The organism is Brevundimonas olei, from assembly GCF_037055245.1.
Classification (GTDB): domain Bacteria; phylum Pseudomonadota; class Alphaproteobacteria; order Caulobacterales; family Caulobacteraceae; genus Brevundimonas; species Brevundimonas olei.
In genome coordinates this window covers 2,052,049-2,078,578 of sequence record NZ_CP146369.1, presented here as the reverse complement: position 1 = coordinate 2,078,578, position 26,530 = coordinate 2,052,049, and the positions used below count along the sequence as shown (strand labels likewise).

Annotated in this window: 20 protein-coding genes; 8 read left to right on the top strand and 12 right to left on the bottom strand. The window is 66.3% G+C overall.

What is annotated here, in order from left to right:
* The first annotated feature begins 141 nt into the window (after positions 1–141).
* From V8J38_RS09850 to V8J38_RS09840, 3 genes are read left to right on the top strand one after another with little or no spacing between them, the layout of a single operon-like run.
* A complete protein-coding gene (locus tag V8J38_RS09850; protein ID WP_291783613.1) occupies positions 142–366 on the top strand; it encodes a hypothetical protein in 225 nt (74 codons plus the stop codon).
* A complete protein-coding gene (locus V8J38_RS09845) occupies positions 363–779 on the top strand; it encodes a DUF2231 domain-containing protein (RefSeq protein WP_338575413.1) in 417 nt (138 codons plus the stop codon). Before V8J38_RS09850 ends, V8J38_RS09845 begins: the two co-directional genes overlap by 4 nt.
* Positions 776–2,095, top strand: coding sequence for a sorbosone dehydrogenase family protein (locus V8J38_RS09840; RefSeq protein WP_338575410.1), 1,320 nt, complete (start codon positions 776–778; stop codon positions 2,093–2,095). Before V8J38_RS09845 ends, V8J38_RS09840 begins: the two co-directional genes overlap by 4 nt.
* Positions 2,096–2,266: 171 nt before the next feature.
* On the opposite strand, the gene V8J38_RS09835 is transcribed toward V8J38_RS09840, so the two are convergent.
* The 5 genes from V8J38_RS09835 to V8J38_RS09815 all read right to left on the bottom strand — a co-directional run bounded on the left by V8J38_RS09835 (position 2,267) and on the right by V8J38_RS09815 (position 11,170).
* Complete coding sequence (locus V8J38_RS09835) at positions 2,267–2,740, bottom strand: Lrp/AsnC ligand binding domain-containing protein (protein WP_338575408.1); 474 nt, start codon at positions 2,738–2,740, stop codon at positions 2,267–2,269.
* A gap of 132 nt (positions 2,741–2,872) precedes the next feature.
* Positions 2,873–4,726, bottom strand: a complete 1,854-nt coding sequence (locus tag V8J38_RS09830; protein ID WP_338575407.1) for a DUF885 domain-containing protein — start codon at positions 4,724–4,726, stop codon at positions 2,873–2,875.
* A 42-nt stretch (positions 4,727–4,768) separates the two neighbouring features.
* Positions 4,769–7,711: a TonB-dependent receptor domain-containing protein gene (locus tag V8J38_RS09825; protein ID WP_338575404.1), complete on the bottom strand. Its 2,943-nt coding sequence runs from the start codon at positions 7,709–7,711 to the stop codon at positions 4,769–4,771.
* A gap of 735 nt (positions 7,712–8,446) precedes the next feature.
* On the bottom strand, positions 8,447–10,507 hold the full coding sequence (locus V8J38_RS09820) for an AsmA family protein (protein WP_338575401.1): 2,061 nt from the start codon (positions 10,505–10,507) through the stop codon (positions 8,447–8,449).
* Between the two features lie 117 nt (positions 10,508–10,624).
* Positions 10,625–11,170, bottom strand: a complete 546-nt coding sequence (locus tag V8J38_RS09815; protein WP_338575399.1) for a glutathione S-transferase — start codon at positions 11,168–11,170, stop codon at positions 10,625–10,627.
* Positions 11,171–11,499: 329 nt separating this feature from the next.
* On the opposite strand from V8J38_RS09815, the gene dinB reads away from it, so the two are divergent.
* Together dinB and V8J38_RS09805 are read left to right on the top strand one after the other, a co-directional pair.
* Positions 11,500–12,588 carry a DNA polymerase IV gene (gene dinB, locus V8J38_RS09810; RefSeq protein WP_338575398.1) on the top strand — a complete coding sequence of 363 codons (1,089 nt, stop codon included), beginning with the start codon at positions 11,500–11,502 and terminating at the stop codon, positions 12,586–12,588.
* Between the two features lie 5 nt (positions 12,589–12,593).
* Complete coding sequence (locus V8J38_RS09805; protein WP_200165207.1) at positions 12,594–13,163, top strand: alpha-ketoglutarate-dependent dioxygenase AlkB; 570 nt, start codon at positions 12,594–12,596, stop codon at positions 13,161–13,163.
* Between the two features lie 9 nt (positions 13,164–13,172).
* Here the strand turns inward: V8J38_RS09805 and V8J38_RS09800 are convergent, their stop codons facing one another.
* The 7 genes from V8J38_RS09800 to V8J38_RS09770 all read right to left on the bottom strand — a co-directional run bounded on the left by V8J38_RS09800 (position 13,173) and on the right by V8J38_RS09770 (position 23,732).
* Positions 13,173–14,369 carry a DUF6880 family protein gene (locus V8J38_RS09800; protein WP_338575394.1) on the bottom strand — a complete coding sequence of 399 codons (1,197 nt, stop codon included), beginning with the start codon at positions 14,367–14,369 and terminating at the stop codon, positions 13,173–13,175.
* 281 nt (positions 14,370–14,650) lie between these two features.
* Complete coding sequence (locus tag V8J38_RS09795) at positions 14,651–14,953, bottom strand: DUF2149 domain-containing protein (protein ID WP_200165204.1); 303 nt, start codon at positions 14,951–14,953, stop codon at positions 14,651–14,653.
* Positions 14,953–15,429, bottom strand: a complete 477-nt coding sequence (locus V8J38_RS09790) for a MotA/TolQ/ExbB proton channel family protein (protein WP_200165203.1) — start codon at positions 15,427–15,429, stop codon at positions 14,953–14,955. Before V8J38_RS09790 ends, V8J38_RS09795 begins: the two co-directional genes overlap by 1 nt.
* Positions 15,416–19,249: a cobaltochelatase subunit CobN gene (gene cobN, locus V8J38_RS09785; RefSeq protein ID WP_338575390.1), complete on the bottom strand. Its 3,834-nt coding sequence runs from the start codon at positions 19,247–19,249 to the stop codon at positions 15,416–15,418. Before cobN ends, V8J38_RS09790 begins: the two co-directional genes overlap by 14 nt.
* 3 nt (positions 19,250–19,252) lie before the next feature.
* Positions 19,253–21,205, bottom strand: coding sequence for a TonB-dependent receptor domain-containing protein (locus V8J38_RS09780; RefSeq protein WP_338575388.1), 1,953 nt, complete (start codon positions 21,203–21,205; stop codon positions 19,253–19,255).
* A 20-nt stretch (positions 21,206–21,225) separates the two neighbouring features.
* Positions 21,226–21,603 (bottom strand): MerC domain-containing protein, encoded by a 378-nt coding sequence (locus V8J38_RS09775; RefSeq protein WP_291783507.1) that lies wholly within the window; start codon positions 21,601–21,603, stop codon positions 21,226–21,228.
* 74 nt (positions 21,604–21,677) lie between these two features.
* Complete coding sequence (locus V8J38_RS09770) at positions 21,678–23,732, bottom strand: TonB-dependent receptor domain-containing protein (protein ID WP_338575382.1); 2,055 nt, start codon at positions 23,730–23,732, stop codon at positions 21,678–21,680.
* A gap of 77 nt (positions 23,733–23,809) precedes the next feature.
* Here V8J38_RS09770 and V8J38_RS09765 point away from each other — a divergent pair, with 77 nt between their 5' ends.
* The 3 genes from V8J38_RS09765 (at position 23,810) to V8J38_RS09755 (ending at position 25,969) form a co-directional block, all read left to right on the top strand.
* The gene (locus V8J38_RS09765) at positions 23,810–24,091 is read left to right on the top strand and encodes a helix-turn-helix transcriptional regulator (protein WP_338575379.1); all 282 of its coding nucleotides are present in this window, start codon (positions 23,810–23,812) and stop codon (positions 24,089–24,091) included.
* Positions 24,088–24,837 carry a hypothetical protein gene (locus V8J38_RS09760; RefSeq protein WP_338575377.1) on the top strand — a complete coding sequence of 250 codons (750 nt, stop codon included), beginning with the start codon at positions 24,088–24,090 and terminating at the stop codon, positions 24,835–24,837. The genes V8J38_RS09765 and V8J38_RS09760 overlap by 4 nt, the downstream gene beginning before the upstream one ends.
* A 574-nt stretch (positions 24,838–25,411) precedes the next feature.
* Positions 25,412–25,969, top strand: coding sequence for a sugar O-acetyltransferase (locus V8J38_RS09755; protein ID WP_338575375.1), 558 nt, complete (start codon positions 25,412–25,414; stop codon positions 25,967–25,969).
* The last annotated feature ends 561 nt before the right edge of the window (positions 25,970–26,530 follow it).

The following is a 26,530-nucleotide window of genomic DNA, read 5'->3' as shown; positions in this document are numbered from 1 at the left end:
CGGAGCGCGAGCCGTCACGCCGGGCGTCTGGCCCTCGAAAGCGGGCGGAATCTCCTGCAGGACCATCGCCAGCCTGCGTCATATCGTTCGGGCTCGGAACCGCATGGCCTAGGGCCGATTGGGTCAGGCGAAGGAGGAGCCATGAACCAGACCCATGTCATCGAACGCGCTTTTGAAATCGCCGAGCGAGACCACGCCTGCCTTAAGGTCAGCGACGTGCGCGAAGCGCTTTCCCGGGAAGGCTATACGATCAGCGACCTGATGCATTTGGAAGGCTGGAGCATCCGCGAGCAGCTGAGACGGCGGATGAAGGCGCGCGGCGCCCGCGCGGTCCGTCGCGTCGAACTGGTCGAGAGCCGGCCGTGACCGCGTGGACCGGTCCGGTCCGGGCCGTGCAGGGGCTGATCCTGAGCGTTCCGGTGGCTCTGTTCAGCCTCGGGACCGCGACGGATGCGGCCTATCTCCGGACCGCGCAGATGCAGTGGAGCAACTTCTCTTCCTGGGCGATCGTCGGCGGTCTGATCTTCGGCGGGGCGGCTTTCGTATGGAGCCTGATCGACCTGGCCTGGGGACGCCGCGGGGTCTTGCGTCTTCTGTACAGCGGCGTCCTCGGGGCCTTGTGCCTTGTCGGGCTTGCGAACGCATTCAAGCATAGTCAGGACGGATGGAGCTCCGTGGGCGCGCTCGGCGTCACCCTGTCCGCCCTGTGCTGCGTTCTGGCCCTGATTGCGGGCTGGCTGCGCTATTCCGGGATGCTGGACGAGGAGGCTGGCCGATGATCCGCACCAACCTCCTTCTGTACGGGGCCCTGGCCGGCGCCGTTGCTTTGGCCGCCTGCGGTCGAAGCGAAAAAGGGATCAACGAAGTCGGGCCGGCGCCTGACTTGCCGGAGATCAGGGAAACCCTGCTGCCGCCGATGCGTATCGCCCGGCCTGTAGGATGGGGAGATGAGACGCCGCGCGCCCCCGAAGGCTTCGTGGTGACGGCCCTCGCTACGGATCTGCGCATTCCGCGTCAGATGCTGGTCCTGCCCAACGGCGACATCCTCGTGGCCGAGGGGCGGGGCGGCGGCGCGCCGGCCTTGAGGCCGAAGGACGTCATCGCTGGGGTCATCAAGAAGCAGGGCAACACGAAGGTCGAGGGCGGGGACCGTGTCACGCTGTTGCGCGACGCCGATAACGACGGTCGCGCCGAAGTCCGCTCGGTCTTCATCGACGGTCTCAACGCGCCCTATGGCCTGGCCTATGTCGACGGCCGCATCTATGTGGCCGAGCAGGACGCCCTGGTCAGCTTCCCCTATGTCGAAGGACAGACCCGGATCTCGGCCTCCGCTGAAGAGGTGACTCGCCTGCCGTCCGCCCTCAATCATCACTGGACCAAGGCCCTGACCGCCAGCGCCGATGGATCGACCCTCTACGTCGGCATCGGCTCCAACAGCAATGCGGGCGAGCGGGGTATGGCCGTGGAGGAGGAGCGGGCGGTCGTCTGGGCCGTCGATCGGGCCACGGGCGCGCGTCGGACCATCGCCCGCGGCATCCGCAATCCCACCGCCCTGGCGATCGAGCCGTCGAGCGCCGCCCTCTGGGCCGTAGTGAATGAAAGAGATGAAATCGGACCCCAGCTCGTTCCGGACTATCTGACCTCGGTCCGCGACGGCGCCTTCTACGGCTGGCCATACAGCTACTGGGGACAGAATGTCGACCCGCGCGTGCGGCCCCAGAAGCCGGAACTGGTGGCCACGGCCGTGAAGCCGGATTACGCCCTGGGAGCCCATGTGGCGGCCCTCGGTCTCTCGTTCGCCCGCGACGGCGGCTTCGGCGGCGCCTTCGCCGAAGGGGCCTTCATCGGACAGCATGGGAGCTGGAATCGCCAGGATCTGGCGGGCTACAAGGTGGCCTGGGTTCCGTTCTCCGGCGGCCGGCCGGCCGGCCCGCCCGTCGACTTCCTGACCGGCTTTCTGACGGACAAAGGCGAAGCTCGCGGCCGTCCCGTGGGCGTCTGGTTCGATCCTCAGCGCCGGATGCTGCTGGTGGCCGACGACCTCTCCAACACGGTTTGGCGCGTCGCTCCCGCAGGCGCCGCTCCCGGGCGATAGATCGACTCGACGCTCCAGTCGGGCCTCTGCGGTTTCGAGCAGCTTCAGCGCCTTGGCCAGCGCTCGAGGCGTGTCTCCCGCGAGTTGCGGATCGTCTGTCGTTACGCGTCGCGTTGGTCTTCCGCCATCCGGCTGGCGCGGAAATCTGCGAGGCGCCATGACGTCGATTGGCTACAGCGCGAGGACCGAGGTGTCCTTGACCTCTTCCATCACCGCATAGGTGCGGGTCTCGCGCACCCCTGGCATGACGCTCAGCGCGCCGGCCAGGAAGCCGCGGTAGGCGGCCATGTCCCTCATTCGCACCTTGACCAGATAATCGAAGCGCCCCGCCACCATGTGGCACTCCAGCACCTCGGACGAGCGGCGGATTCGTTCGGCGAACTGGTCGAAGATGTCCGAGGTCGTGCGGTCCAGCAGCACTTCGATGAAGATCAGCAGCTCGCGCTCAACGAACTTCGGGTCGATCAGGGCCCTATAGCCGGCGATGACGCCGCGCTCGCGCAGGCGGCGCACCCGCTCGAAACAGGATGACGCCGACATGTTGCAGGCGGCGGCCAGATCCTGATTGGTGATCCGTCCATCCTGCTGAAGCACCTGCAGGATGCGGCGGTCGGCGTCGTCCAGCTTGTATCCCGCCGCGCTCATGCGCGGCTCCCCCTTACGCATCCTGACTACTCCGAACGATGACAAACCGCCTGCTGATCCGCAAACGGATCAACAGGCGGCGGGGGCCGACGATCTGGGAGAAAACCGCCAGCCGTGGATCGGCCGGATGGCCTACTCGGCGCGCGCCGCGTTCGCGGTCGCCTTGCTCTGGCTGATGAAGTCTTCCATCTCGGCCGTCATCGCCGGGATCGTGGCGACAAGCAGACTGATCAGCTTGTCGTGGAAGGCCCTGATATCGAAATCGGCGCCCAGCTCCGTTTCCGCCTTGCGTCGCAGGCGAACGATCTCGATCTCGCCCAACTTGTAGGCCAGGGCCTGGCCGGGCCAGGTGATGTAGCGATCGATCTCCGTCTGGATTTCGTGGTCTGACAGAGCCGTATTGTCGCTCAGGAAGGCGATAGCCTGAGCGCGGGTCCATCCCTTGGAGTGAAGACCCGTATCGATCACCAGGCGAGCGGCGCGCCACATTTCATAATTCAGGCGGCCGAAGTCTTCATAGGCGTCCTCGTACACGCCCATCTCCACGCCAAGCTTTTCGGTGTAGAGCCCCCAACCTTCGCCGAAGGCCGAAATATTGGCCTGCAGACGCCATTCGGGAATGCCCGGAAACTCCTTGCGCATCTTTCCGTGCCAAGCATGGCCCGGGTTGCACTCGTGCACCGTCAAGGCCGGGATATTGTAGCGCGGGCGCGACGGCAGGTCGTAGGTGTTGAGCGAGCAGTTGCCGCGCCCCGCAGTGTAGAAGGGAGCGATATTGGCCGGGACCGCCGAGACGCTGAAGGTGTCACGCGGTTGAAGGCCGAAAAACTGGCTCATCTTTCCGTCGACCTTCTTGACCACCCAGGCGCCGTGCCACAGCAGATGCTCGGGCTTGTCGTAGACGAATTGAGGGTCGGTCTTCAGGAAGCGGGTGAACTCGTTGAACGTGCCGGTCCAGCCGGTGCTGCGCATCACGGTTTCCATCTCCGCGCGAATACGGGCGACCTCCGCCTGGCCGATCCGGTGGATCTCGTCCGGCGTCAGGTTGATGCTCGTGTATTGGCGGATCTGGCTCTGATAGAAGGCCTCTCCATCCGGCAGCTGGTTGGCCCCCAGGGTGTCGCGGGCCGCTGGCAGGTATTCGTTCCGATAGAAGGTCAGCAGAGTTCGGTGCGCAGGCACGACTTTCTGCTGGATGACCTCGATCGCGGCCCTCCGCAACCTTTGCTTGTCAGCGTCCGAGATGCCCGTCATGTCGATAAAGGGCGCATAGAAGGGGTTCTTGAGCGGGTCGGTCGGATCCGTCACAGCCGTGATCGAAACATCGCGTCCTGAAAGGGCTTCTCGCGGCTGAACGAAGCCGCGCGCGACGCCGGCGCGCATATTGGCGATCTGCTGGTCGAAGTATCGCGGCGTATCGCCCAGCTGTGAGAGGTAGCGTTCGTAGTCAGCTACGGAGCCAAAGGTTCCGTTGGCCATGCCGGCGATGCTCGACCAGAACGAGCTGTCCGCGTTGAAGGGCATCTCGTAAAGGCGGAAGCGTCCGTCATCGACGAAGTTGTCGATCTGGTTCTTGTAGACGGCGTAGTTGGTGCGCTCGGACGGCGATAGCTGATCCGGGGAAATCGCATTCAGACGTCGCTGCACATCCATCCAGTAGGCGAGACGGCGCTCCTGGGTCGCAGCACTCACATCCGGCAGATTCATCGGCTTGGAGAGGCGCGAGGGCAATTCACGCTGACGCCACGCCCATTCTTCATCGGCGATGGCGCGGAACTGCCGGTCAAGATCTGTCAGCGGCGGCGGAGCCTGGCGCGCGGCGGCAGGCGCGGCGTCGGCCTGGGTCTGCGCCAGGGCCGGCGTCGGCGCTACGCCGGCGCCAATCGCCAGAACGCCGAGTGCGACGGCGATGGCGCTGTGAGCGATCACGGTCTTCATCTTTCTTCTCCCCCTGGATCTTCTGGGCGCCGACCGGACGCCCGTCATGAAAGAGGCCGCCCCTCGCAGGGCGGCCTCAAACCTGTTCGATTAGAATTTGGCGTTCACGCCGATGTAGGCGTAGCGGCCCAGATTATTGTAGATGCTGGCGTTGAAGCCGGTATTGAGCGACGTACCCGTCCAGGTGAAGGGCGTCTGCGGCGGCTCCTCATTGGTGAAGTTGTTCACGCCGGCGAAGACGGAGAACCTGTCGAAGCGATACTCGGCGCGGATGTCGTGGGTGAGCCATGACGGGGACTTGTAGGGCTCGTAGGTTCCCGGCTGGTCCTGATTGCTGCGGACCATGCTGCTCAGATACTGGTTGGCGTAGGACACCGACACGCGGTCATAGTCCCAGGTCACGCGGAAGTTCATCCGGCGCTTGGGATTGGGCAGTTCGCCCGCCTGCTCGTCGCGCACGCTGGCGTCGCCCGGAACCGGATCATAGGTCAGGTCCTCCAGGAAGCCGGCGGCCGCGTTGAAGGATAGGGAGCCGTAATCCGGCAGACCCAGCTTGGCCAGATCCGTCCGGTAGGAGGCCGTCACGTCCCAACCCGAGTTGGTGTATTCGGCCACGTTCAGAACCTGGTTCAGCACGCGGGTGATGTTGCCGTCCGAGCCGCGCGATACGCTGGTGCAGAAGGGATTATTCAGGTCAGGGCTGTCGACGCAGTTGTTGATGATGTTCCGCCATCCGAGCGAGGCGATCACGTCGCTCATCTTGATGTCATAGTGGTCGATGGTCACCGCCAGCCCTGGTAGGAAGGACGGCGTCAAGACGACGCCCAGGGTTAGGGTTTTGCCCTCTTCGGGCGCCAGGTCGGGATTGCCCTGGCTGACCACTGGCCGCGTGGCGGTGGACTGGACGAAGTCGGGCGACAGGCCCAGGGCCGCGCAGTTCGCCCGGCGGTTGGAGGAGAAGTTGCCTAGGTTCACCCGCGTGGCGTCGCACGGGTCCTCGATCTGGCTGTAGCCCTCGCTGCCGCCGCCGAACAGTTCGTTGATATTGGGCGCTCGCACCGCCTTGGCGAAGTTGCCGCGGAAGCGGATGTTGCGGTCGACCGTCCATTCCAGGCCGACGCCGTAGCTGCTGTCGCCGCCCGTGGTGGTGTAGTCCTGATAGCGATAGGCCGCCGTCAGATCCAAGTATTGCACGAACGGGACATCGGCCAGCAGCGGCACATTGATTTCGCCGAAGATCTCCTTGGATTCATAGCGGCCCTCGGTGATCTGCTGCGAGTTCTGGAAGATCAACGCATCCTGTGAACGCTTGTCCGGCACCGAACGAGCGTATTCCTTGCGCCATTCGACGCCCGCGGCGAAGGCGACCGGCAGGCTGGTGCCGCTGAACAGAGACGGATAGGAGAACAGTTCGCCGTTGACGCTGGCCACGGCGTTCCACTGACGGGTCACGTCGTCCCGGACGGTGTAGATGTAGGAGTAATCGATCGCTTCCTGGGAGGCGATGCCCGCTCCGAACAGGTTCAGCGGCTTACAGCCTCGAGCCCGCGCGTCCGCGTCAGCGCAGACGATCTTGCCGTTCATTTCGATGGCGTCGATCGACTCGTAGAACTCCCTCTGCAGTCGGTCGAAGTTGGTGAACTGGGACTCGGTCTGGCCGTAGTTGACGTAGGTCTCGAACCGCCAGCCGTTGCTGAAGGCGCCGTCGAACCCGGCCACGAAACGGGTGGTGTCGTACACGCTCTCATAGGTGCGGATGCCGAAATCCCGGTCATTGCGGGTGATATCGAATTCCTCCACCCCCGCGGCCGTCAGCATCGCGCGCAGATCCGACGGCAGGAAGGCGTTGTCCGCCTGGATGCGGTAGGCGTTGCCGGTGGCCGTGCCCGCGACGTCTCCGGCGAAGGTTCCGTTCTCGCGCTGGCTGTTCGCCTCGGTATGGAAATACTTGGCCTCGGCGAACAGGTTCAGTTCGGTGATGACGTCGCCGGAGGGCTGGAACTGATGGCGCAGCTGCAGCTCGCCGCCATAGCGCTCGACTGGAGTGCGCAGGGCGTCTTCGCGGAACTTGAAGCCGTCGCCGCCGATGGAGACCTTCTGCGGCCGCCCGGCGCCGTCGACGACGATCTGGCCGCGATCGAAGGGAACAAGCCGCCCGTCCTCGGTGAAGGTCAGGCTGTAGGCCGCGTTCGAGCCGATCGGCGTGACGATCACCGGGGTGAAGGAATCGTTGGTTATGTTGGTGTAGACGTCCCGCGCGGTAATGAAGGATGGAAGGCCGTCGTCCGGGCTCTTCTTGTCCGGGTTCGGGATATAGGCCAGGCCGCTCATGGCGTAGTCGCGCTCGTGCCGGTACAGTCCCTCTGTCTTGTCATAGGTGGCGGCGGCCATGACGTTGGTGCGACCGTCGTTGAAGTTCCGTCCGACGGCCACCGAGCCGTAGTAGGTGTTCGGGCCGTCGGCCGAGCCGTACTGGGCCTGGGCGGCGATGCCGTCGAAATCCTGCTTGGTGATGAAGTTGACCACCCCGGCCACGGCGTCGGCGCCATAGACGGCCGAGGAGCCGCCCGTCACCGTATCGACGCGCGCGATCGTGGTCTTGGAGATGGTGTTGACGTCCACCGCGCTGGTGCCGCTCGACCCCGCCACATGGCGTCGTCCGTTCACCAGCACCAGGGTGCGGCTGGCGCCCAGGTTGCGCAGGTTCAGCGTCGCCAGCCCCTGTCCGGCCACCGTATTGGTGGTGCTGGAGGCCGATGCGCCGAGGCCGACCTGCGGCTGGCGCGCCATGGCGTCGATCAGGTTGGTGACGCCGATGTTCTCGATCTCCTGGGCGTCGACGACGTTGACCGGAGTCGAGGCCTCGACGTTCGGCCGTCGGATACGCGAGCCGGTCACCACGATATCGGCGACGGCGCTGGCTTCGGGCTCGGCGGGCGGCGCTTCGGATTGAGCCCAGGCCGGCTGGGCGGCGGCTGTGACGGCCAGACCGGCGATTATCGTCCCGGTCTTCAGATACGCAGACAGTCTCATCGGATCACCCCTCGTTTTTTGATTTGAATTTGCGCCTTGAGTGCCATCGCGGCGATGGTTCTCCAGCCTGACGCGCCGCGACGGGGCGGATCGAGCGTAGCGTTCGTGAGCCCCGCCTGGCCTGCGTCGTCAGCTGGATCGACGGGCCCGTCAGCAGCGGCGCAGACGGCGCGCGCTCGCCTGAAGACAGCCTTCACCCCTGTCGTGGTCCGCAAGCCTCAATCCCTCCCAAGATCGGGGGCCGCGGCCCCTGCAAGCGTCTGTCGGCGCTTAGCCGACTCCTGAATCGCTAGCACTGAGGCGGGAGCAGGAGTTTCGGTTATTGTTCGTGGGGCGGAATGAAATTCACGCCGACGTCGAAAAACTGCGCCATCTTCGAAATGTGCGCTGAAGGCTCAATGAGAAATAGAAAGAATCATTTCGTGAAAAAAATGAAACAATAATCCAATATGCAAAACGGTCCTTGCCATGCGCGGGTGGTTTTTTCCTATGTTGGTCGGCGTCTTCATCAGGAAGTCGCTCGCAACGAAGCCGGAGAAAGCGCCTATAATTTGAATGTCGTGCGGCAGTGACAATCCCCTTCAAGAGCGGATGCAGGTCCGCCTGAGCCCGGGATAGCGGCAAAGCTAGGCGCTTGAACCTGTTACGGCCTCTGACGGCCCTGGGCGTGCGCAGCGCCTCCCGCCCGCCGCCCCACGCGGCCGGATCGCGCGAGGGCGTTTTCGGACCATAGGGTTATCGTGCGCTGGCGATCAGAGAGCCGCAGTCCGCGTCTTCCGCCAGGCCGGGATCGATAAACCCGAGCAGCGCTGCGATGGGGCTGACGAGCGTGGCCAGGGCGCCGACGACGCCGCCCTGTGTGGCGACGGCCGAGACATCGACGCCGAGATCCGGAGAGGCGAGGGGGCCGGTGATGGTGATCGGCGCCCAGACCCGCAGAAGACGAGGCTTCTTGGTTTCGCCGTCGATCTTCAGATTCAGCTTCTCGGCCCCCAGGTCGATGGTTCCCGATCCCTGGGCCAGGACCACGTCCGTGTCGATCACCAGGGTGCGGGCTGTAGCGACGCCGTCTGAGACCTTGAAATCGGCGACGGCGCAGCGGATGGGCGAAGCGGACTGATCGCCCGAAAGCAGCTTGCGAACGCCGGCGCCGACGTTGATCCCCAGCAGTTCGGCGAAGGCCGAACGCATCCGCCCTTGAGGAACGACGAGGCTGAGGCTTCCCTTCGAACGGGCCGCCAGTTCATGAATGGACGCGCCGGGCCCTTCCAGCTTCGCCCGGCCCAGGGCGCGGCCCGTCACCGTCGGCGCACCGTCCCGTGCGGGTATGATGGACTCCAGCGGATAGCCGCTGAGACGGAAGTCGACGGCGCTGTAAGGCGTGTCCTTCGTGGCGTCGATCCGCGCGGTTCCGTTCAGTTCGCCGCGGTTGAAAGCGAAGGAGACCGGATCGAGCTTTAATACGCCGTCCTTCAGATCCGCGCCGAGCCGGACCTGCCGAATGTCGAAGGCGTTGGCTTTCACCGAAGCGGCGCGATAGGCGAGGGTTCCGTCCATCACGCGCAGACGTTCTGTTCGCAAGGGCGCGTCGGGCAGCAGTTTGCCGGGTTGGCCCGAGGTCGCGACCGTGCCCGCGGTCGTGACCTGCGGGCGCGCGCCCAACACGGCCGCCAGGTCGTCGATGTCCAGGGCGCGGGACGCGAGCTCGGCATCGACGCGGCGGCGTCCTTCGACCCTGTTCACCTCCAGGGTCCCCGACAGGTCTGACGAACCGACCTGCCCCCTGAAGTCCGCGAAGCGGAACCGGGCTCCGTCGCGAGTCAGGCTTCCTCTCAGCCGATAAGGCGGCGTGTTGGGGGTCGTAATCCCGGTCAGAAGGTAGAGGTCGGCCAGATCACGACCCTGCAGCTCGAGCCTGGCGTTGAAACGACCCAGGTCGAAGGGCCGGGTGACGGCTCCAGCGGCGCTCAGCCTGGAGCTCGCTCCGGCCAATTCAGCCGTAAAGGCGTAGGGCCGGTCGCGGCGAATGTTGATGAAGGGACCGCCCGTCACGCGAAGCGTCAGGGGCTCGCCGTTCATGGTCCCCTTGCCGTCGAGCACGAAGCCGCTCTCTCCATCCTGGGGCGAGCGCGCCTCACGCGCCGTGACCACGGCGTCGAGCGTCATCCCGCGTCGCTGCTCGTTCAACATCAGCCGGCCGTCGTGAATGACCAGCTGCTGTATGACGGGCAGCCTGGCGCCCCGCCCGTCATCGGGTCGGTCCGGCTCCAGGTCCCAGCTGCGCCGGCCCTGGCTGTCGACGACCAGATGGACCCGCGGGCGGGTGAGGGTCAGCGAAGCCACTTCGATCTGGCCCAGAAACAGCCGTCGCAATCGTATCGAGACGTCGAGACGTTCGATCTCGGCGGTATTGCGCCCGGACGCCCATGTGGGCCCGCCGACGCTGAGACCGCGCACCGTCGCCGAGGGCGTCCAACTGAACAGCCTGACATCCAGGTCCCCTTTCAGAGCCACCTCCCGGCCGGTCGAGGCGGAGGCGGCGCGACCGATAGGGCCGCGCACCCAGTTCCAGTCGAACAGAACGAGGAACAGGAGAAAGGCGGCGACGAGGGCGAAGGTGATCGCCGCCGCGATGAGCTCCGGCCGGCCGGGACGGCGAACGGCGAGCCATAACGGATCCCGAGCGACCACATAGGCGTACAAGGCGTCGCGGCCCTCTGCTGCGCGCCGCAGGGCCGCTTCCGCTTTCTGGCGCAAGCTGTCGATCGCCGATTTCGCTCCAGGCCTGTCGATCAAGGTCGCCTCCGGTGAGGCTGATCAACGCCTCAACCGGCAAAGGGCGCCACGTGCCGGGTCGGCCTGTGCGGGTTCAGTCGCTCACCGGCTTTCGCGAGGCTCTCGCGTTCGAGCGCCTCAGACGTTCAGAACTCTACGCAGGGATTGCTCGATGTCGCCGCCGCAATAGGCGTCGCCGTATTCACGGCGCGACCACTCCGCCAAGCGGGCCAGGGCTGGCGTCCTTGAGAGGCGCCGTGCAAGGCCCGCGGTGATGGGGGCGGTTTCTTCAAGCATTAATTCGATAGGGCGGAAGCGCTCGGTCAGGGCGGACCAGAGGGTCGCGGTGACGATGTCGGCCACGCCCGGTTTTTCTCCACCCAGCAAGAAGCCGGAATGCGCCGTCAGGCCATGGCGTCGGCCCAGGTCCTCCCACAACGCCATCCATTTTCCCAGACGGGGCGCGAAGCTCGACCAGCGCGCCTCGGTCCACATCTGTCGGCCGCCGTCCAGAGTGATCTCATCGATGACGTCGTTCGCGTCATTGACCACCTTCATCGTCAAGGCGCGCAGCTCTGGCGTGGAAGGCAGCAGTTCAAGCGTCTCTCCCAGATACAGCAGGATCGCGGGCATCTGGGAGATCGCCGCTCCGGAAGCGTGATCGACCAGTACGGGCGGCCCCATGAAAGGCACGGGCATCTCCCCGGGCGGCCTCTGCATGAGCGCGCTGATCGCCGCTTCGTTCGTCTCCGACCATGTCCGGGCAGCATGGGCGAGAAGGGCGCGAACGAATTGGCCCCGGAAGGGAACCGGCCAATAATAGAGGGTGAAGTCCGTCATGGAGCTCTCCAACGCTTAGCTGATCGCGAACGCCAGCGGGGGTGGGCAAGCGAATTTGCAGAACAGGTCCGACTGTTTCGCGTTCCGCTTCCGATACGGCGCATTTCAGGCTGGAGCCGTCACGCTACCGGAAGAATGTTCTCATTTTGTTCGAGTCTTGCTAGGCGTTGTCCATGGACGTTGCCCCCATCCGCAAGATCATCCACGTGGACATGGACGCTTTCTTCGCCTCGGTGGAGCAGAGGGACGATCCCGCCTTGCGCAGTCGTCCCGTCGCCGTAGGCCACGCCGCTTCGCGCGGCGTGGTCGCCGCCGCCAGCTATGAGGCGCGCAAGTTCGGCGTGCGGTCGGCCATGCCGTCGAGCACAGCCTTGCGGAAGTGCCCGGAACTGATCTTCACGCCGCCCCGGTTCGAGGTCTATCGCGCCGTCTCGGCGCAGATCCACGCCATCTTCGCCGACTATACGAACCTGATCGAACCCCTGTCCCTCGACGAGGCTTACCTAGACGTCACCGCAAATATCCGGGGCTTGCCGACGGCCTCGGCGACCGCGGAGGAGATACGCGCGCGCATCCTCGAGGAGACCGGTCTGACGGCCTCGGCCGGGATTTCCTACAACAAGTTCCTGGCCAAGTTGGCCTCGGACCAGCGCAAGCCGAACGGCCAGTTCGTGGTCCCGCCCGGGCGAGGAGAAGCCTTTGTCGAGGTCCTGCCGGTCAAGCGTTTCCACGGCGTCGGGCCGGTGACGGCTGAGAAGATGAACCGCCTGGGTATCGAGACCGGCGCAGACCTCAAGCGTCAGTCCCTGGCCTTCCTTAAGCATCATTTCGGCAAATCCGGCGCCTGGTACTACGGCGTGGCGCGCGGGGAGGATCCGCGCCCCGTCAATCCGGACCGCGAGCGCAGGTCCAGCGGCTCGGAGACCACCTTCGCCAGCGACCTGGTCGATCCCGCGGCGATCGAGGCGGGCGTGGATCGGATGGCCGACGAGGTCTGGGCCTGGTGCGAAGAGGCGGGGGCGCTCGGCCGGACCGTGACGGTGAAGGTCAAATGGGCGAACTTCCAACAGTCGACCCGCAGTCGGTCCTTCAAAGAGCCGGTCGCCTCGAAGGCGCGGTTGCGTGAGATCGCCCGCCTGCTGGTGCGCTCCCTCTATCCGCCAACCAGGGGCGTGCGGCTTGTCGGCGTGACTCTGTCCAATCTGGAGAAGGCTTCGCCTGGAATCCCTTCATCGACGCCGGCGGGCGAACTGGCGCTGTGACGGCCATGCTCCAGACCGATCTGTTCGGCCACGTCCCGCGGCCGGCCGCGCCAGCGGGTTTCGACTATTGGCCGGACGTCCTCACGGCGGCCGAACAGGCGGCGGTGGTCGCTCACCTGCAGAAGCTGAGCTTCAGGCCCTATGAGCATATGGGCTATCAGGGCTTCAGACGGATCGCAGCTTTTGGACGCCGCTACGACCTTGAGCGACGTCGACTGGAGACGGCCGAACCTTGGCCGGATTTCCTTAAAGCGCTTCTGGATCGCCTGGCTGGACCGCTCAGTCTTGATGAGGGGGCGTTCGTGCAGGCCCTCGTCAATGAATATGCGCCCGGCGCCGGGATCGGCTGGCACCGCGACCGTCCCGTCTATGGGAAGATCCTGGGCGTCTCCTTCCTTGCGCCCTGCGTCATGCGCCTTCGTCGCAAGGCGGGGTCGAAGTGGCGTCGCGCCGGAGCGGCGCTGGGGCCGGGCTCCGTCTATCGCCTTTCCGGCGAGGCGCGGAGCGACTGGGAGCATTCCATCTCGCCGATGACGGCGCTGCGCTACTCCGTCACCTTCAGGACCTTGGCCTGACAGGCGGGCCTAACCCGTCAGGATTTCGGCGGCTTCAGGGTAGCGCTGGGCCAGGCGCGAGGCCCAGTCCGCCGATGCGGGGCGCACCTGCCGGGCTTCGCGGGGGCGCGCCAGGACGAGGGCGGCCGCCTCGCGATGGGCGGGCCAGTCCATCAGCAGGCGCATGGCCGCTTCGAAGTCCGGGTGGGTCGAGGCGTGAACGAAGGCCTGGTCGAGCGCTTCGACATCGTCGAAGTCGGCCAGGCGCGAGAGGTAGTCGCGAAGGACGGGCGCCGACAGGTCGCGCTCGAACAGGCGCCAGCGAAGGTCCTGGGCTTCCTGGCGATGGCCCTCGGCGTCCATCACCTCGATGGATGCGGCCTCCCAGGCCGGGGTCAGTCGGGGCGCGCCGTCGGTCGGGTCGCGCCCATAGGTCCAGCGACGGTTAAGCGGGGAGGGGCTAAGGGCGGCTTCCAGGGCGGCGCGGGCTTCTGCAGTGCGGCCGACCTCCATGAGCCGGCGGGCGATGTCGGCGGCGACGTCGGGCGATCCGGCCTGTTCACGCGTGACGAGGGACAGCCATAGATCGAGGTCGCCGGCCCGATCCGCGAGGCGACGCAGCAGGTTGCGGCCGGCCGGAGTTTTGCGGGTCGATACGTCCAGGCCGTCCAGAAGTCGGCGCGCCGTGAGCGGGCCGAGGGCCTCGCCGGCGGAGGATATCCAGCGCGCATAGTCCTGGGGGCGCCGGCGGAGCGCATCGACCAGGTCGCGCAGCGCCTCGTCTCCTGCGGTTTCGGCGAGGGTGAAGAGGTCCGGAGCGGCGGCCTCGAAGGCGGCGGGCAGTTCCCCCTTGGTGTCCTTCACGCGGGCGGCCAAGCCAGGATAGAGGTCGAACCAGCGAATGAGGACGGCGAGCGCCTCGCCGGGGACCTCGGGCGCCAGGCGCTCCAAGATCATGTTGCGGTGCGTGTTCAGGTCGTCGATCAGTTCGCCGCGCTTGCGCCAGGACACACGTGTGCGGGCGACGGAGACGGCGGTGATGCGCTTGTCGATCTCAAGGGCGAGGAGGTCGGGGCCGGCCTCGGCCGCCAGTTCCAGACGAAGACGGCGCTTGAGATTGGCGTTCCCGGCGCCGGCCTCGATCAGCAGGTCCGCCAGACGGGGCGCCCCGAGATGGACGAGGTTGGCTGCGGAAAGCCTGGTCGAGATCCTGGGTTGTCGCGCCATGAGGTCCTTTGGGAGGAGCGGGGTCGTCCGAGGGGCAGCTATAGCACGGGCGCCAAGGACGATTTCGTCACCACCCTGCTACCCAGCAGTCGCTGTGTGTCGGACGGGAGGCGCGCCTTACGGAGCCGCCAGAAGACCCAGATTGGCGCAACTCGAAAGCAGGGATACAGTGACTTCGATTTATTCATACCCCTTTCCTCCCTTGGCTGCGGTTCAGATCAAGCACTGGAAGCCTTTCCTATGGAGCGCCGGCTTTGGACTGGGATTTATGATCCGATCTTCTATTCCGGCACATAGATCATCCTACCGTCGGGGAGGCGATAGGCTGAGCCCGCCTTGACGCCCTGGCCTTCGCCGATCCGGCCCTGGGATTCGTAGCGGGTCAGTTCGTCGCCCTCCTTCACGGTGATGCGCATGTCGGCCTTGCCAGGGTTCTCGATCACCATCAGGTCGCGCGCGTTGAAGGGGTTGAGCGGGTTCTGCACCAGAACCACGAGCAGGACGGCGATGATCACCACGAACAGGTCGATCAGATTGACAACGGCGGTGATGGGATCGTCGTCTTCTTCGTCGAGGAAGCGCATCAACCGGCCTCCCGCGCGCGTTCGATGGCGCGCAGGTCCTGAAGCAGCCAGCGCCGGCGCACGGTCAGGACATAGTGGGCGATGCTGGCGGCGATCAGGGCCAGTGTGACGCCTGAGAAGGCCACCACCATGTTCTCGCCTACGCCCGAGGCGTCGCCACGTCCCAGCGCCAGCAGGGCGGGGCCCATGGGGATCATGGTGGCGACAAGGCCCAGCATGGGGGCGCTGCGCGAGACGATGCGCAGGCCCTCGAGGTCCTTGAGGATCATCAGTTCCAGATCGTCGCTGGCGGCGTCGGTCGCTCGCCAGCGGCGCCATAGGGGACTGCGCCAGTCGGCGCGTCGGCGCTGACCGGCCTCCACCAGGAAGGCGCCGAGGGCGAACAGGGCATAGGCCATCGCGGCCAGGATGAGGATCAGCGCCGGCGCGAGGAACAGGCTGGAGACCTGATAGAGGCCGGCTTCAAGCTGGGGCATGAGGGACCTTTCGAGGGAGAGAGACGAGACGGCTGACGCCGCCCGCCAGGAAGGCGAGGAGAAACAGCAGGCCGCCCCACGGTGGGGGAAGGGACGGGGCAGGGGCGGGCGGCGGGATCGGCTCAAGGACCTGGCCCCGCACGAGGTCGGAGGGCGTGCCCGCCGGGGCAGGCTCCGGGGCCGAGGCGGCCGCTGAGCGAGCCGCTCCCTGGCCGAAGCCGGGAGGCGTCGTCGCTCCGGGGGGCGAAGGACTGTCGATCTGCGCCAGGCGCGCCTCAAGCGCTTGCCGCGTCGCCGCGTCGGGAGACCAGTAGCCCTTGGCGACGGCGTCGCGCAGGCGCTGGATCATCTGTCGCTCGGCCGTGGGGTTGTGGGCTTCGAACCATTCCCGCACGCCCAGGCCGCGCTCGTCGCGGACATAGACGTCGTGAAGCGCCTGCCACTGATCCTGTCGGACCATGCCGGGCGCGGTGACTTGCCAGCCGAACAGATTGTCGGCCAGGTCCACGACAGCCAGCGTCCCGGCATAGCCTTCGGCCTGCATGGCCTGGATCCAGGTGCGGTTGGTGTAGCGGCTGCGCATTTCCGCAGCCAGAAAGTCGCGAGCGGCGACCGTCCTTGGCGACCCGGCCCGCGCGTCGGTGATGTAGAGAGAGGGCGCCTCGCCGCCGGCCCGACGGATCGCCAGCGACAGGCCGCCCAGGTATTCGAAAGGGTGATCGGTCGACAGGACGCCGTGCAGATTGCTGGATCGCGACAGGGCGGCGGCCTGGACCCCGGCGAGCTGGGCCGCGAAGACGCCGCGCTGCGCTTTCCGGCCCCAGCGTCCCGCGCCATAGACATAGCCCAGGCGGTCCAGGAAGGGATCGGCCAGATCCTCGGCGTCATTCCAGCTGTCGGCGTCGCGCACGGCGTCGGGCACGCCGCTGCCGTAGTCGCCGGGCGCATTGCTGAAGATGCGGGCGCGGCCCAGGGCCTCGGCCTCATCGGTCGAAAGGCCTTCGGCGACCAGGCGAGCGGCGGCGGCGCGGCTGTTCTCCGCGACGGGATCGCCGGGCTCGTTCTGTTCGGCGATGCGTTCGACAGCGTCGGCCAGCAGGCGCAGGAAGCCGTCGAACTGATCGCGATAGACGCCGGTGGCGTGCACCACCACGTCGATGCGCGGCCGCCCCAGTTCGCCGGCCGGTATGATGTCGAGCGCGACGATGCGTCCTCCCGCGTCCCAGCGGGGCCGTAATCCCAGGGCGCGCAGAATCTGTCCCTCAGGAAGGCCGAGGGTGCGGACGGACTCGGACGACCACAGGCTGACGGCCATCTTGGTCAGCGGGCGTCCATCGTGCTCTTCGGCATAGGCCTGACGCAGGCTGTCCAGGGCCTCGGCGGCGACGTCATAGGCGGCCTGGGCGGGGATTTTGTCGGGCGCGAAGGCGTAGAGATTTCGGCCGCCGACGGCTTCGGGATTGCGCACCGGATCGCCGCCTTCGCCCGGCAGGACGAAACGGCCGGACAGGGCCCTGAGCAGGGCGTCTGTCTCTCCGGTTTCGGTCAGGCGCCGGTCGAGGATTTCAGCACGTTCGATCTGGGCGCGCAGAAGGGGATCGGCGATGGAACTGGAAGGAAGGCCGTCACGAAGGTGATGTTGCAGCGTCTGGAAGGCCGGATCGGCGTGCAGGGCGGCCTGATCCTTGGCGAGCACCTCCTGCTCGTCCAGGCCAAGCGCCTCGAAGTAGGGCGCGCCCAGTTGCTGCATGACGGTGGTCAACCGGTGATCCGGCGAGGCCGGACGACCGAACACGTGCAGTCCGAGCGGCGTGGGCGCGCCGCCGACCTGATGCAGATAGTCGTGCAACTGGTTCAGGAAGGCCGCGAAGTCGATGCGCGCGGTCGATCGCGTCCAGCCCATGTCTGCGTCCACGCTTCGTTGCGCCGCGAGGTCGAGAATCTGCTCCCGCACAGCGTCCTGCACCGCGCCCTCTTCCAACTGCTGGTGCTGATGGATCAGGTCGTGGAGGGTTTTGAGCTCGTCATTCAGACCGGCGGGAGAAAAGGGCGGGGTCTGATGGCTGACGGTGACGGCGCGGCCGCGCCGCTTCGCCTGCATGGCCTCGCCGATGTTGTCCTGGATGTAGGGATAGACGACCGGCAGGCCGCCCAGCACGACGAAGGCGTCATCGTGCGCCGACAGTCCCCGGTCCTTGCCGGGCAGGAACTCCTGCGTCCCATGGGTGCCCAGATGGATGAGGGCGTCGGCGTCCAGAACGTCGCGCACCCACAGATAGGCGGCCAGATACAGATGGTCGGGCGGTGCGGCGGTGTCGTGATAGGCCTCGCCCACGCGGGCGGCCCGGGGCGGTTGGGGCAGGACGGTCAGGGCGCCGTCGCGGAAGGCGGGGATGACGAAAACCGTCTCGCCGTCGATGGTCCGCACCGACCAATGCCGCGCCGGGTCGCCCCAGCGGGCCTGGACGGCGTCACGCCGGACGGCGGGCAGGGCGTCAAGCCAGGCGCGATAGCGGGCGACGGGCAGGGTCACGGCCAATTCCCGCTCCCGCAGACCGTCCAGTTCCTCATGCCGGTAGAAGGCGCCCAGCATGGCGCGCGCCGCGTCGATCCAGCGGGCTTCGGAAAGCGGCGGAATCGCATAGCCCGCCGCGTTCAGATCCAGGCTCAACGCCTCCAGGCTGCGCGGAACATTCAGGTTCGAGGCCGAGACGTTCGCCTCGCCGCCGGGATGGTTCCAGAACATCAGGGCCAGCCGCTTGTCGGCGTTGGGCCTGCGGCGAAGGGCGACGAGGCGGGCGGCGCGGGCGGCGACGGCTTCGACCTGTTCGGGAATCGGGGCGAGAGCGCCGTTCTCGAAAGCCGAAATCACCATGGGATCGCTCATGCCCCAGGCCTCGGCGGGCGCCATCAGGGCGGCGGCGGACCGGCTGGGCAGGCCGGTATCGGCCGCGCGCCAGGCCTCGACGCCGCCTTCCCGGTAGGAGAAGGTCATCAGGGCGGGGATGTCGAGCGCGATGAGTTGGTCGCGGATCGGGTCGCCGGCGACGATATGCTGGGTGTTGAGGAGCAGATCGGGGGCGAGCGGCGCGAGCGCCTCGGTCAGGCCCTGCGGACGACGTTGGTCGAACCACACGCCGACGCCCTCCAGGCCCCTGGCGCCGAGCGCGGCGATCAGGGCGTCGATCACGGCGGTGTCGCCATCCGCAACCTGTGAACTCGACATCAAGATCGCCGCGCGGGCGCGCGCCGGCCGCTCGGCAAGCCAGGCGTCGAGAGCTTCGGCGTCGTGCGCCTCCAGGCTCGGGTGATGATAGCCGACCTGCTCCAGCGGGCGCGGCGGCGGAAGCGCGGCGGCGTCGCCGCCCATGGCGTGGAGCTTCAGATATCGGAACAGGAGGGTGAAATTCTCCTGTCCGCCCGCCGCATAGTAGCCGGCGATGCGCCGCGCCGCCTCGGGCGACAGGTTGCCGAAGGCCGGCGCGCCGCCGCCGATGCGAACCCAGGGCCGGTCGCCGATCTCGAGCCTGTCGCCGATCACGGCCTGCACCGCTTCGACATCGGAGGGACGCGGCGTGTCGAGCAGGATGAAGTCGGCCCGCGCCCAGTCCGGTTGATCGTCAAGCGTGGAGAGGGATGTTCCGCGCAAGGCGACGTCCTCCGCCCCAGCCATGGCCTTCAAGCGCACGAACTTGGCGGGCAGGATGAAATCGCTGCCGATCACCTGCACGCGTGGGCCCGGCGCGTCCTGGGCGGCGACCCGCAGGGCCGGGGTCAGGCAGACCGCGACGATCAGGAGGAGGCGGAGGAGGAACGCCACGGCTCAGAAGCTCGCCGTAAAGCCGAGGTGGTAGAAGCGGCCGGGCTCGGCGAAGGAGAAGAAGGCGGATTCCTCGGCCAGACGCACGTCGGTCAGGTTCTGAACCCCGGCGCGCACCCACAGGTTCGGCTGAATCTGGTAGCCGCCTTCCAGCGAGACCAGGGCATAGTCGGGAACCGGCTGCTGTACGGAGTTGGAGACCATCCATTGCTCGCCGACGTACTCGCCGCGAAGCTGGACGAAGCGGGTTTCCTCAGGTTGCCAGCGCAGGGTGGCGTGGCCGCTGTGCTCGGGCCGTTCGGACAAGGGAGAGCCCGTCTCCCGGTTTTCGCTGTCCAGGTAGGTGTAGTCGGCTCTCAGGCTGAAACCGCCCGGCAGGGGCGCGGCGCCGGCCAGTTCTACGCCGCGAATTCGAGCCTCCGCGATGTTCTGATACAGACGGATTTCACGGCCGCGCACGCCGCAGAATGCGGTGCAGCGAGTTTCGATCAGGTCCTCGATGTCGTTGTCGAAAACGCCGACGCGGCCCATCCAGCCGCCCCGGCGGTATTCGGCCGAGGCCTCGTAGGAGGTGCCGATCTCGGGCTTCAGGTCGGGGTTGCCGTAGACCCGGAAACGGCCTGCGGCCGCTATGGTCTCGAACTCCGGCGACAGTTGTTTCAGGCTAGGCGACTTGAAGCCCCGGCCGCCCCCGGCCTTGAACGTCAGCCCCTCGAGGGGCGACCAGACGGCGTAGAGGCGCGGGCTGGTCTGCCACCCGTACTGCTCGTGGTGATCGAACCGCGCGCCGCCGGTCAGCGACAGCGAGGACGTCAGGGTCCATTCGTCCTGCAGGAACAGGGCGTAGCGTTCGCCTTCCAGCCGGCCGGAGCGGGAGGCGGCCGCGTCTTCCAGCCGCTCGCGCCGCCATTCGCCGCCCACGCTCAGGCGATGGCTCGCCCAGCGGTCGAAGGTGGCCCGGCCGTCAAGGATGTCTTCCTGCATCCCCACAGGGCGCGAAGGGGTCTGTCCAGCCGTCACCGCATTCTCGCGATCCAGCGTCGAACGGTAGGCGCGGACGGCTGTTTCGCCCCAGCCCCAGAGTCCGCGATGCGACAGTGCGTACTGGCGGCGCTGCACCGTGTCGGCGAAGCGATAGTAGACGGGCGATGCGCCTGTGGTCGCCGTGTCGCGATAGCGGTCGTCGCGCCCGCCCAGAATGGTCAGGTCGATCCGCTGCGCCGCATCCGGCGTCCAGCTCAAGGTCGCCGAGCCGGTGACGGTCTCGCGATCTTCGAGGTCGGAAAGGCGACGGTTCGTCGCCTGGGGCGTATTGGCCCGCGCCTTGGATTCCGCGAACAGGCTGAGACCGAGACGGTCCTGCGCCAGCGGGCCGCCCGCATAGGCGCCGACCTGATAGGTTTCGCCGCCTCGGCCGTCCTCGCGTAATCCGCCCATGGCGGTCAGGCTGCCGCGCCATTCGTCGGACGCGCTGCGGGTGATGACGTTGACCACGCCGCCGAGGGCCTCGGATCCGTAGAGCGACGACATCGGCCCGCGTACGACCTCGACGCGTTCGATGGCTTCGGCCGGCATCCAGCCCAGGTCGAAGTCGGCGTGCTGGACGGCGTTGGCGGCGGCGTTCACCCGTCGCCCATCGAGGAGGAAGAGGGTGTGTTCGCTGGGCATGCCGCGGATGGAGACGCCGCGCCGGGTCAGTCCGGCGCCGTTGAGCGTCACGCCCGGCACGTCGCGCAGGACGTCGGTCAGGTCTTGAACCGGCCGCCTAAGAAGCTCTTCGCGGTCGATGACGGTGACGCTGGCGGGCGCGTCGGTCGTCGTCCGCTGGGTGGATGTGGCGGTGACGACCACGTCAGGCAGGCGTTGCGGCGCGGCCTCTTCGGCGATGGCGGGAAAAGCAGCGCCGAGGGCGGCGGCGAGCGCCGTCGCAGAGGCCTGCGGAATAGCGGATTTCATGGTGTGGGATGTCCAGGACGTCAGTGGGCGTGCGGCCTGCGCCGCCAGTTCATCAGGTGAGCGGCGCTGAGCAGCAGGCCGCCGGCGACGGTGATCGGCGTCTCGGCCTCGTGCGTCGGCCATTCGGCGGCGGCCAGGACCAGCAGGGCGACGCCGAGCGCGCCCAGGCCGATCAGCGGCCAGGCGCGACGACCGTCCGGCGTCGGGCGCGTCAGGGTCCAGGCGGCGATGGGCGCGGCGGTCAGGGCGAAGGCCCAGTGCACCCAGGGCGCCTCGGCGAACAGGCCGAGAACCGGCAGCAGTCCTGCGACCAGAGGCAGGGCGAGGCAGTGGATCATGCACAGGCAGGACAGGCCGACGGCGGCGGCGTCGCCCCAGGTCTGGACACGAGCGTTCATGGCGATCCTTTCAGAGGAAAGTCGGCCGCGACGTCATGGGACGCCGCGGCCAGGCGGGGGGAGGAGGGGAAGGATCAGAATCGGGCGCGGAAACCCAGGACGAGATTGCGGCCGCGCAGGGGCGCCAGATGGCTGATGAAGGAGGCGTGGTTCAGCGCCTTCTCGTCCAGCAGATTGGTCCCGCGCACGAAGATCTGCCCGCTGATGTCGGCGATCGTCGGGACGTCATAGGCCAGGGTGGCGTTGACCATGTCGTAGCCGGGCGTCTTGCGCTCGAAGGCGGCGATGCGGTCCTGCTCGAAGACGTGGACGTATTCCAGATTGCCCGACCAGGCGCCCTTGTAGAAGTCGCCGCGGGCGCCCAGACGGCCGGCCGGAATGCGCGGCAGGTCGCCGCCGTCGCCCTTCAGCTCGGCGCGGACGTAGTCGCCGAAGGCCGTGGCCGACAGGCCCGGCCTGAACGCGTGGGTGACCTGGCCTTCGATCCCGGTGAAGCGGGCGTCGGCCTGGGTGTAGCGGATCAGGCGGAAGTCCTCGAACTGGTCGAGGGTGTCGGCGAAGATGTAGCCGTCATAGTCGTAGTGATAGAGGCTGGCGGCGAAGGTCGTGGCGCCCTCGATCTTCTTCAGGCCCAGTTCGATCGAATTGGCCGTCTCGACGTCCAGATCGGCGTCGCCGATCTCATAGGTGTTGGTCGCCAGGTGGACGCCGCGCGCATACAGCTCCTGCGCCGTCGGCGCGCGCTGGGATCGGGCCAGGGTCACGCTGGCGACATAGCCGGGCGTCAAGGTCCAACTGGCGCCGCCGGAAAGGGAGAAGGGCGAGTGGCTCGTATCGGCGCGTCCCAGGGCGCTGGCGTCCTGCCACTCCTGACGCAGGGCGCCTTCGAAGCGCCAGTCGCCGGCGATGTATTCCTCGACCAGGAACAGGGCGTGGTTCTCGGTGCGGCTTTCGGGAATGAAGGATTCGGCGCCGACGGCGGCGAAATCGCTACGCGAGGTCTGGGCGCCGACCACGCCGCGCACCCCGCCGATGGCGGCGTGCTGCACCTCGACGCGGGCGTCATAGCCTTCATTGGTGAAGGTGGTGGCGATCTCGCCGTCGTCGATCTCGTCGTGGCGATAGTCGGTGAAGCCGCCGCGGAAGCGGATGCGTTCGATCCCGGCGAACGGATCCTCGATCTCGCCGCGCACGTCCACCCGCTTGCTGATCAGATCGACGATCGGGACATGGTCATGATCGTGGTCGTGATCATGATCGTGGTCATGGTCGTCGTCGCCGTGGTCGTGACCGCCGCAGTGCAGGCTGGAGCCGTGCGGGTGGCAGGATTCATACTCGTGCGTATGTCCCGGCAGGCCGTATTCGCTGCGCTGCTCCGTATAGGCGGCGCCCAGATAGCCGCGCGACCCGATCCATGACAGGCCCAGGGTCGCGGTCGAACTGCGGTTGAACGACCCGTCCAGCGTGGCTTCGTCGAAGTCGGGGACCTCATAGTCATCGGTGCGGCGTCCGGCGGCCTCGACCCGGATGGCGAACGATCCCGCGCCGGCGGTCAGGCCGACCACGCCGGCTTCTTCATTGTCCGCCGTGCCCAGGCGGAACTCGGCGACGCCTTCGCCGCCGTTCTCTGGAATGCGCGTCGGGATCTTCTTGTCGATCAGATTGACCGCCCCGCCGATGGCGCCGCCGCCGTAGAGCAGGGCGGACGGGCCGCGCAGGATCTCGACGCCGTCCAGCAACAGGGGTTCGCCGGACACGGCGTGGTCGGGCGAGACTTCCGAAGCGTCCATCAGGGCCGAGCCGTCGGTCAGGACTTTCACGCGCGGCGCGGTCTGGCCGCGGATAACCGGACGGCTGGCCCCGCCGCCGAAGGTGTCCGAGTTGATCCCGGGCAGGCCGGTCAGCGTCTCGCCCAGGGTCGATTGCCGGCGCTGGACCAGTTCGTCGCCTCGCAGCACCGCCACATTGGACACCACCTCCCTGCTCCAACGGCCCAGGGCGTCGGCGGTCACCACGACGTCTTCCAAGCGGGTCGCGGCCGGACCGGACTGGGGCAGGGCGTCGGCCCAGGCCGCCGTCGAAATGGCTGAGAAACTCGCCGCCGCGAGCAGGATCGATCTTGAGTGCATGACGCTCCCCGTTCATGAAGAGAGTCGCTATTATGTTATATCGTAACATTCATCAAGCGAGCATGAGGGAGATTGAAATGAGCAGCGAGGGGGCTTTGGCGGAGGCCGAGCGGGTGCAGGTCGAGGTCTGGCGAATGATCGGGCGGGTCTTCGAGACGTGTCGGGCCAACGGTCTCAGTCAGTCCGATCTGGCGAGAAGGCTCGGCGTCCCGCGGGGACAGGTCTGCCTGTGGCTGAGGGATCGGGAGCGCATGACCCTGAAGGCGGCGGTGCGCCTGGCCGACGCCATGGGTCATGATCTCGAAGTGCGGCTGGTCCGCCGAGCGACGTTTCGCGCTGCCCGGGCCGAGGCGCAATGAGCCTGTTCGATCACGTGGAGGCGCTGCAGGGCGACCTTCCGTGGGGTCGTTTTCTGGACGCCGGGACAGGGGTCAACTCCAGTCTGTGGAGCACGGGTCTGGCCACGGACACCTGGACGGGCGTGACGGCTGCGGCCGGTCATGCGGATCAGGTGCGCGCCTCGGTCGGGGAGCGTATTCGGCCGCACGACCGGCTGCTGCTCGGCAACTGGACCGACGCGACCCTGCTGGAAGGCGAGGTCTTCGACACGGTGCTGGCCGATTATCTCATCGGCGCCGTCGAGGGCTTCGCGCCCTATTTCCAGCAAACCCTTCTGCGCCGGTTGAGGCCCATGACCGGGCGTCGCCTCTATGTCGTCGGCCTGGATCCCTACATCGTCGGACCGGCCGATACAGACGAGGCCCGAATGGTGCGTGAGATCGGCAGACTCCGCGACGCGGTCCTGCTCCTGGCGGACGAGACGCCCTACCGGGAGTATCCGGCGGAGTGGACGTTGAATGCGCTCGCCAGCGCCGGCTTCAGGGTGCTTTCAGCCCGTCGCTTTCCCAATCGCTACAAGGCGAAATGGGTGAACGGTCAACTGGATATGGCTGTGCGGCGCTTGCCCCGGGTCGCAAACGACGGGCTGGCCCGGAGCCTTGCCTCGCGGGTTGAAACTCTTCGCGGAGAAGGACTCGCGCTCTGTGCCGAGCGCAACGGTTTACGATGCGGCGCCGATTATGTGGTGGCTTGCGAGCCGAACTAGAGTCGCCTTCTCACTCTGACGCAATGACTGCTTCTGAAGCGATGTGGGCGTTGAATGTCGCTGACGTAGTCACGTCATGAAGCGGATCGCAGGTGTGAGGTATCGTCCCGATCCGGCTCCCGCAACCACCGTTCGTATAACCTCCCTGGTTATACCAATCTAGGCGCAAAAAACCCCGTAAGCTCAACGGCTTGCGGGGTTTTTTGCGCTTTCACGTTCGCACAGCATTTTTGTTCGCTTTTGGACGGTTCAGTCGGGAACTAGGCGGTGTGGACAGATTTGAGCCAATTCCTCGCCGGCCGACATGAACTGTGGCGGAGCGCCAAAGGGTGCCGTGATAATCGAACGGTTCTGCTCAGCCGAACTGCCCCGTCCGCGATATTAAGGCGATAAGCGGCAAGCTTTTCAGAATAGGTCATCCAGCCTCGGGGAGATCGCCTCCGCTCAAGCCAGCCTCCCGAAGCAGTCTTGGGTCAACCAACTGGAACATGGTCAATCCTGCAGAGCATTGCGAATTCCATGTCGTTGCCGCACTCCCCATCGAGCGAACAACACTTGGCAAAGCGGACACCAAATGACGAACGACCGGGCCAAATTCATCCCCCGCAGGACGCCTGAATCCGCGGCAATGGTGGCTGCCGTAAGCCGGGCACGGCAAATGACGGCGGCGATCAACCGGCTGTCGCATGATGATGCCGAACGGATTCGGACCATGTTTGGCGACCTGATAGGAAAGGAGCTGGATAGCACCGTGAGTCTCATTCCCCCCCTCTATGCGACCGGGGGAGGCAACACTCGCATCGGGCGTAATGTCTTTATCAATCAAAACTGCACAATGTACGACCTGGGCGGCCTCGACATCGCGGATGACGTGATGATCGGTCCGAATGTCAGCCTCATAACTTCAGGCCATCCCATCGCTCCTTCGCAGCGTCGAGCGGGTGTAACCGCCAGCCCGATTGTCATTGAGCGCAACGTATGGATCGCTGCCAACGTGACGGTCATAGGAGGCGTGACAATTGGCGAAAACTCCGTTGTCGCTGCCGGTTCCGTCGTTACGAAGGATGTGCCCGCCAACACACTGGTCGGCGGCAATCCGGCCAAGGTCATCCGCTCGATAGTCGAAGAGTGACAAAGACCGCCAGCGAACGACCAACTTGTCCGCGCCGCCTAGGGCGAAATGATCGTTACAGGAACAATCCCCTTCATCCGCGGGGGCGGCATGGCGGGATCAGCTCGCTGGACACGTCTCTTCTCGACCTGGGCGCTGTCAGCAAATGAAGCTCGCCGTCCGACGATCGGACATCCTGCGATTCGGATGATGACGCGGCATCGCCGCGTCGCCTGCTTTGTAAAATGAAGTAAATTTTTAAAGCGTGCTGCTGGATGTTGAAAGATTTCCAGAAACGCGGGGCGCTGAGCAAATTTCCCACTGGTTAAAACCGGTTAACTGAAAACGGGGGTTGAAACCGCTACGCAAACATCTGATAGGGATCAGCGAGCCGATGATCTCATGTCGAGTATCGGCTTCCGGCTGTCGCTTTAATATGCCGGCGACGGTCGCTTTACTCGCGCTTCGCTGGGGGCGTGGAGAATAGCTGGCCTCTCAGCGACGGCAGATGAGCCTCCCGGCTCAACTGAGTTAGCGGGGCTGCCGACAGGGGGGCGTGATTGGTTGTGCGAACACTTGATT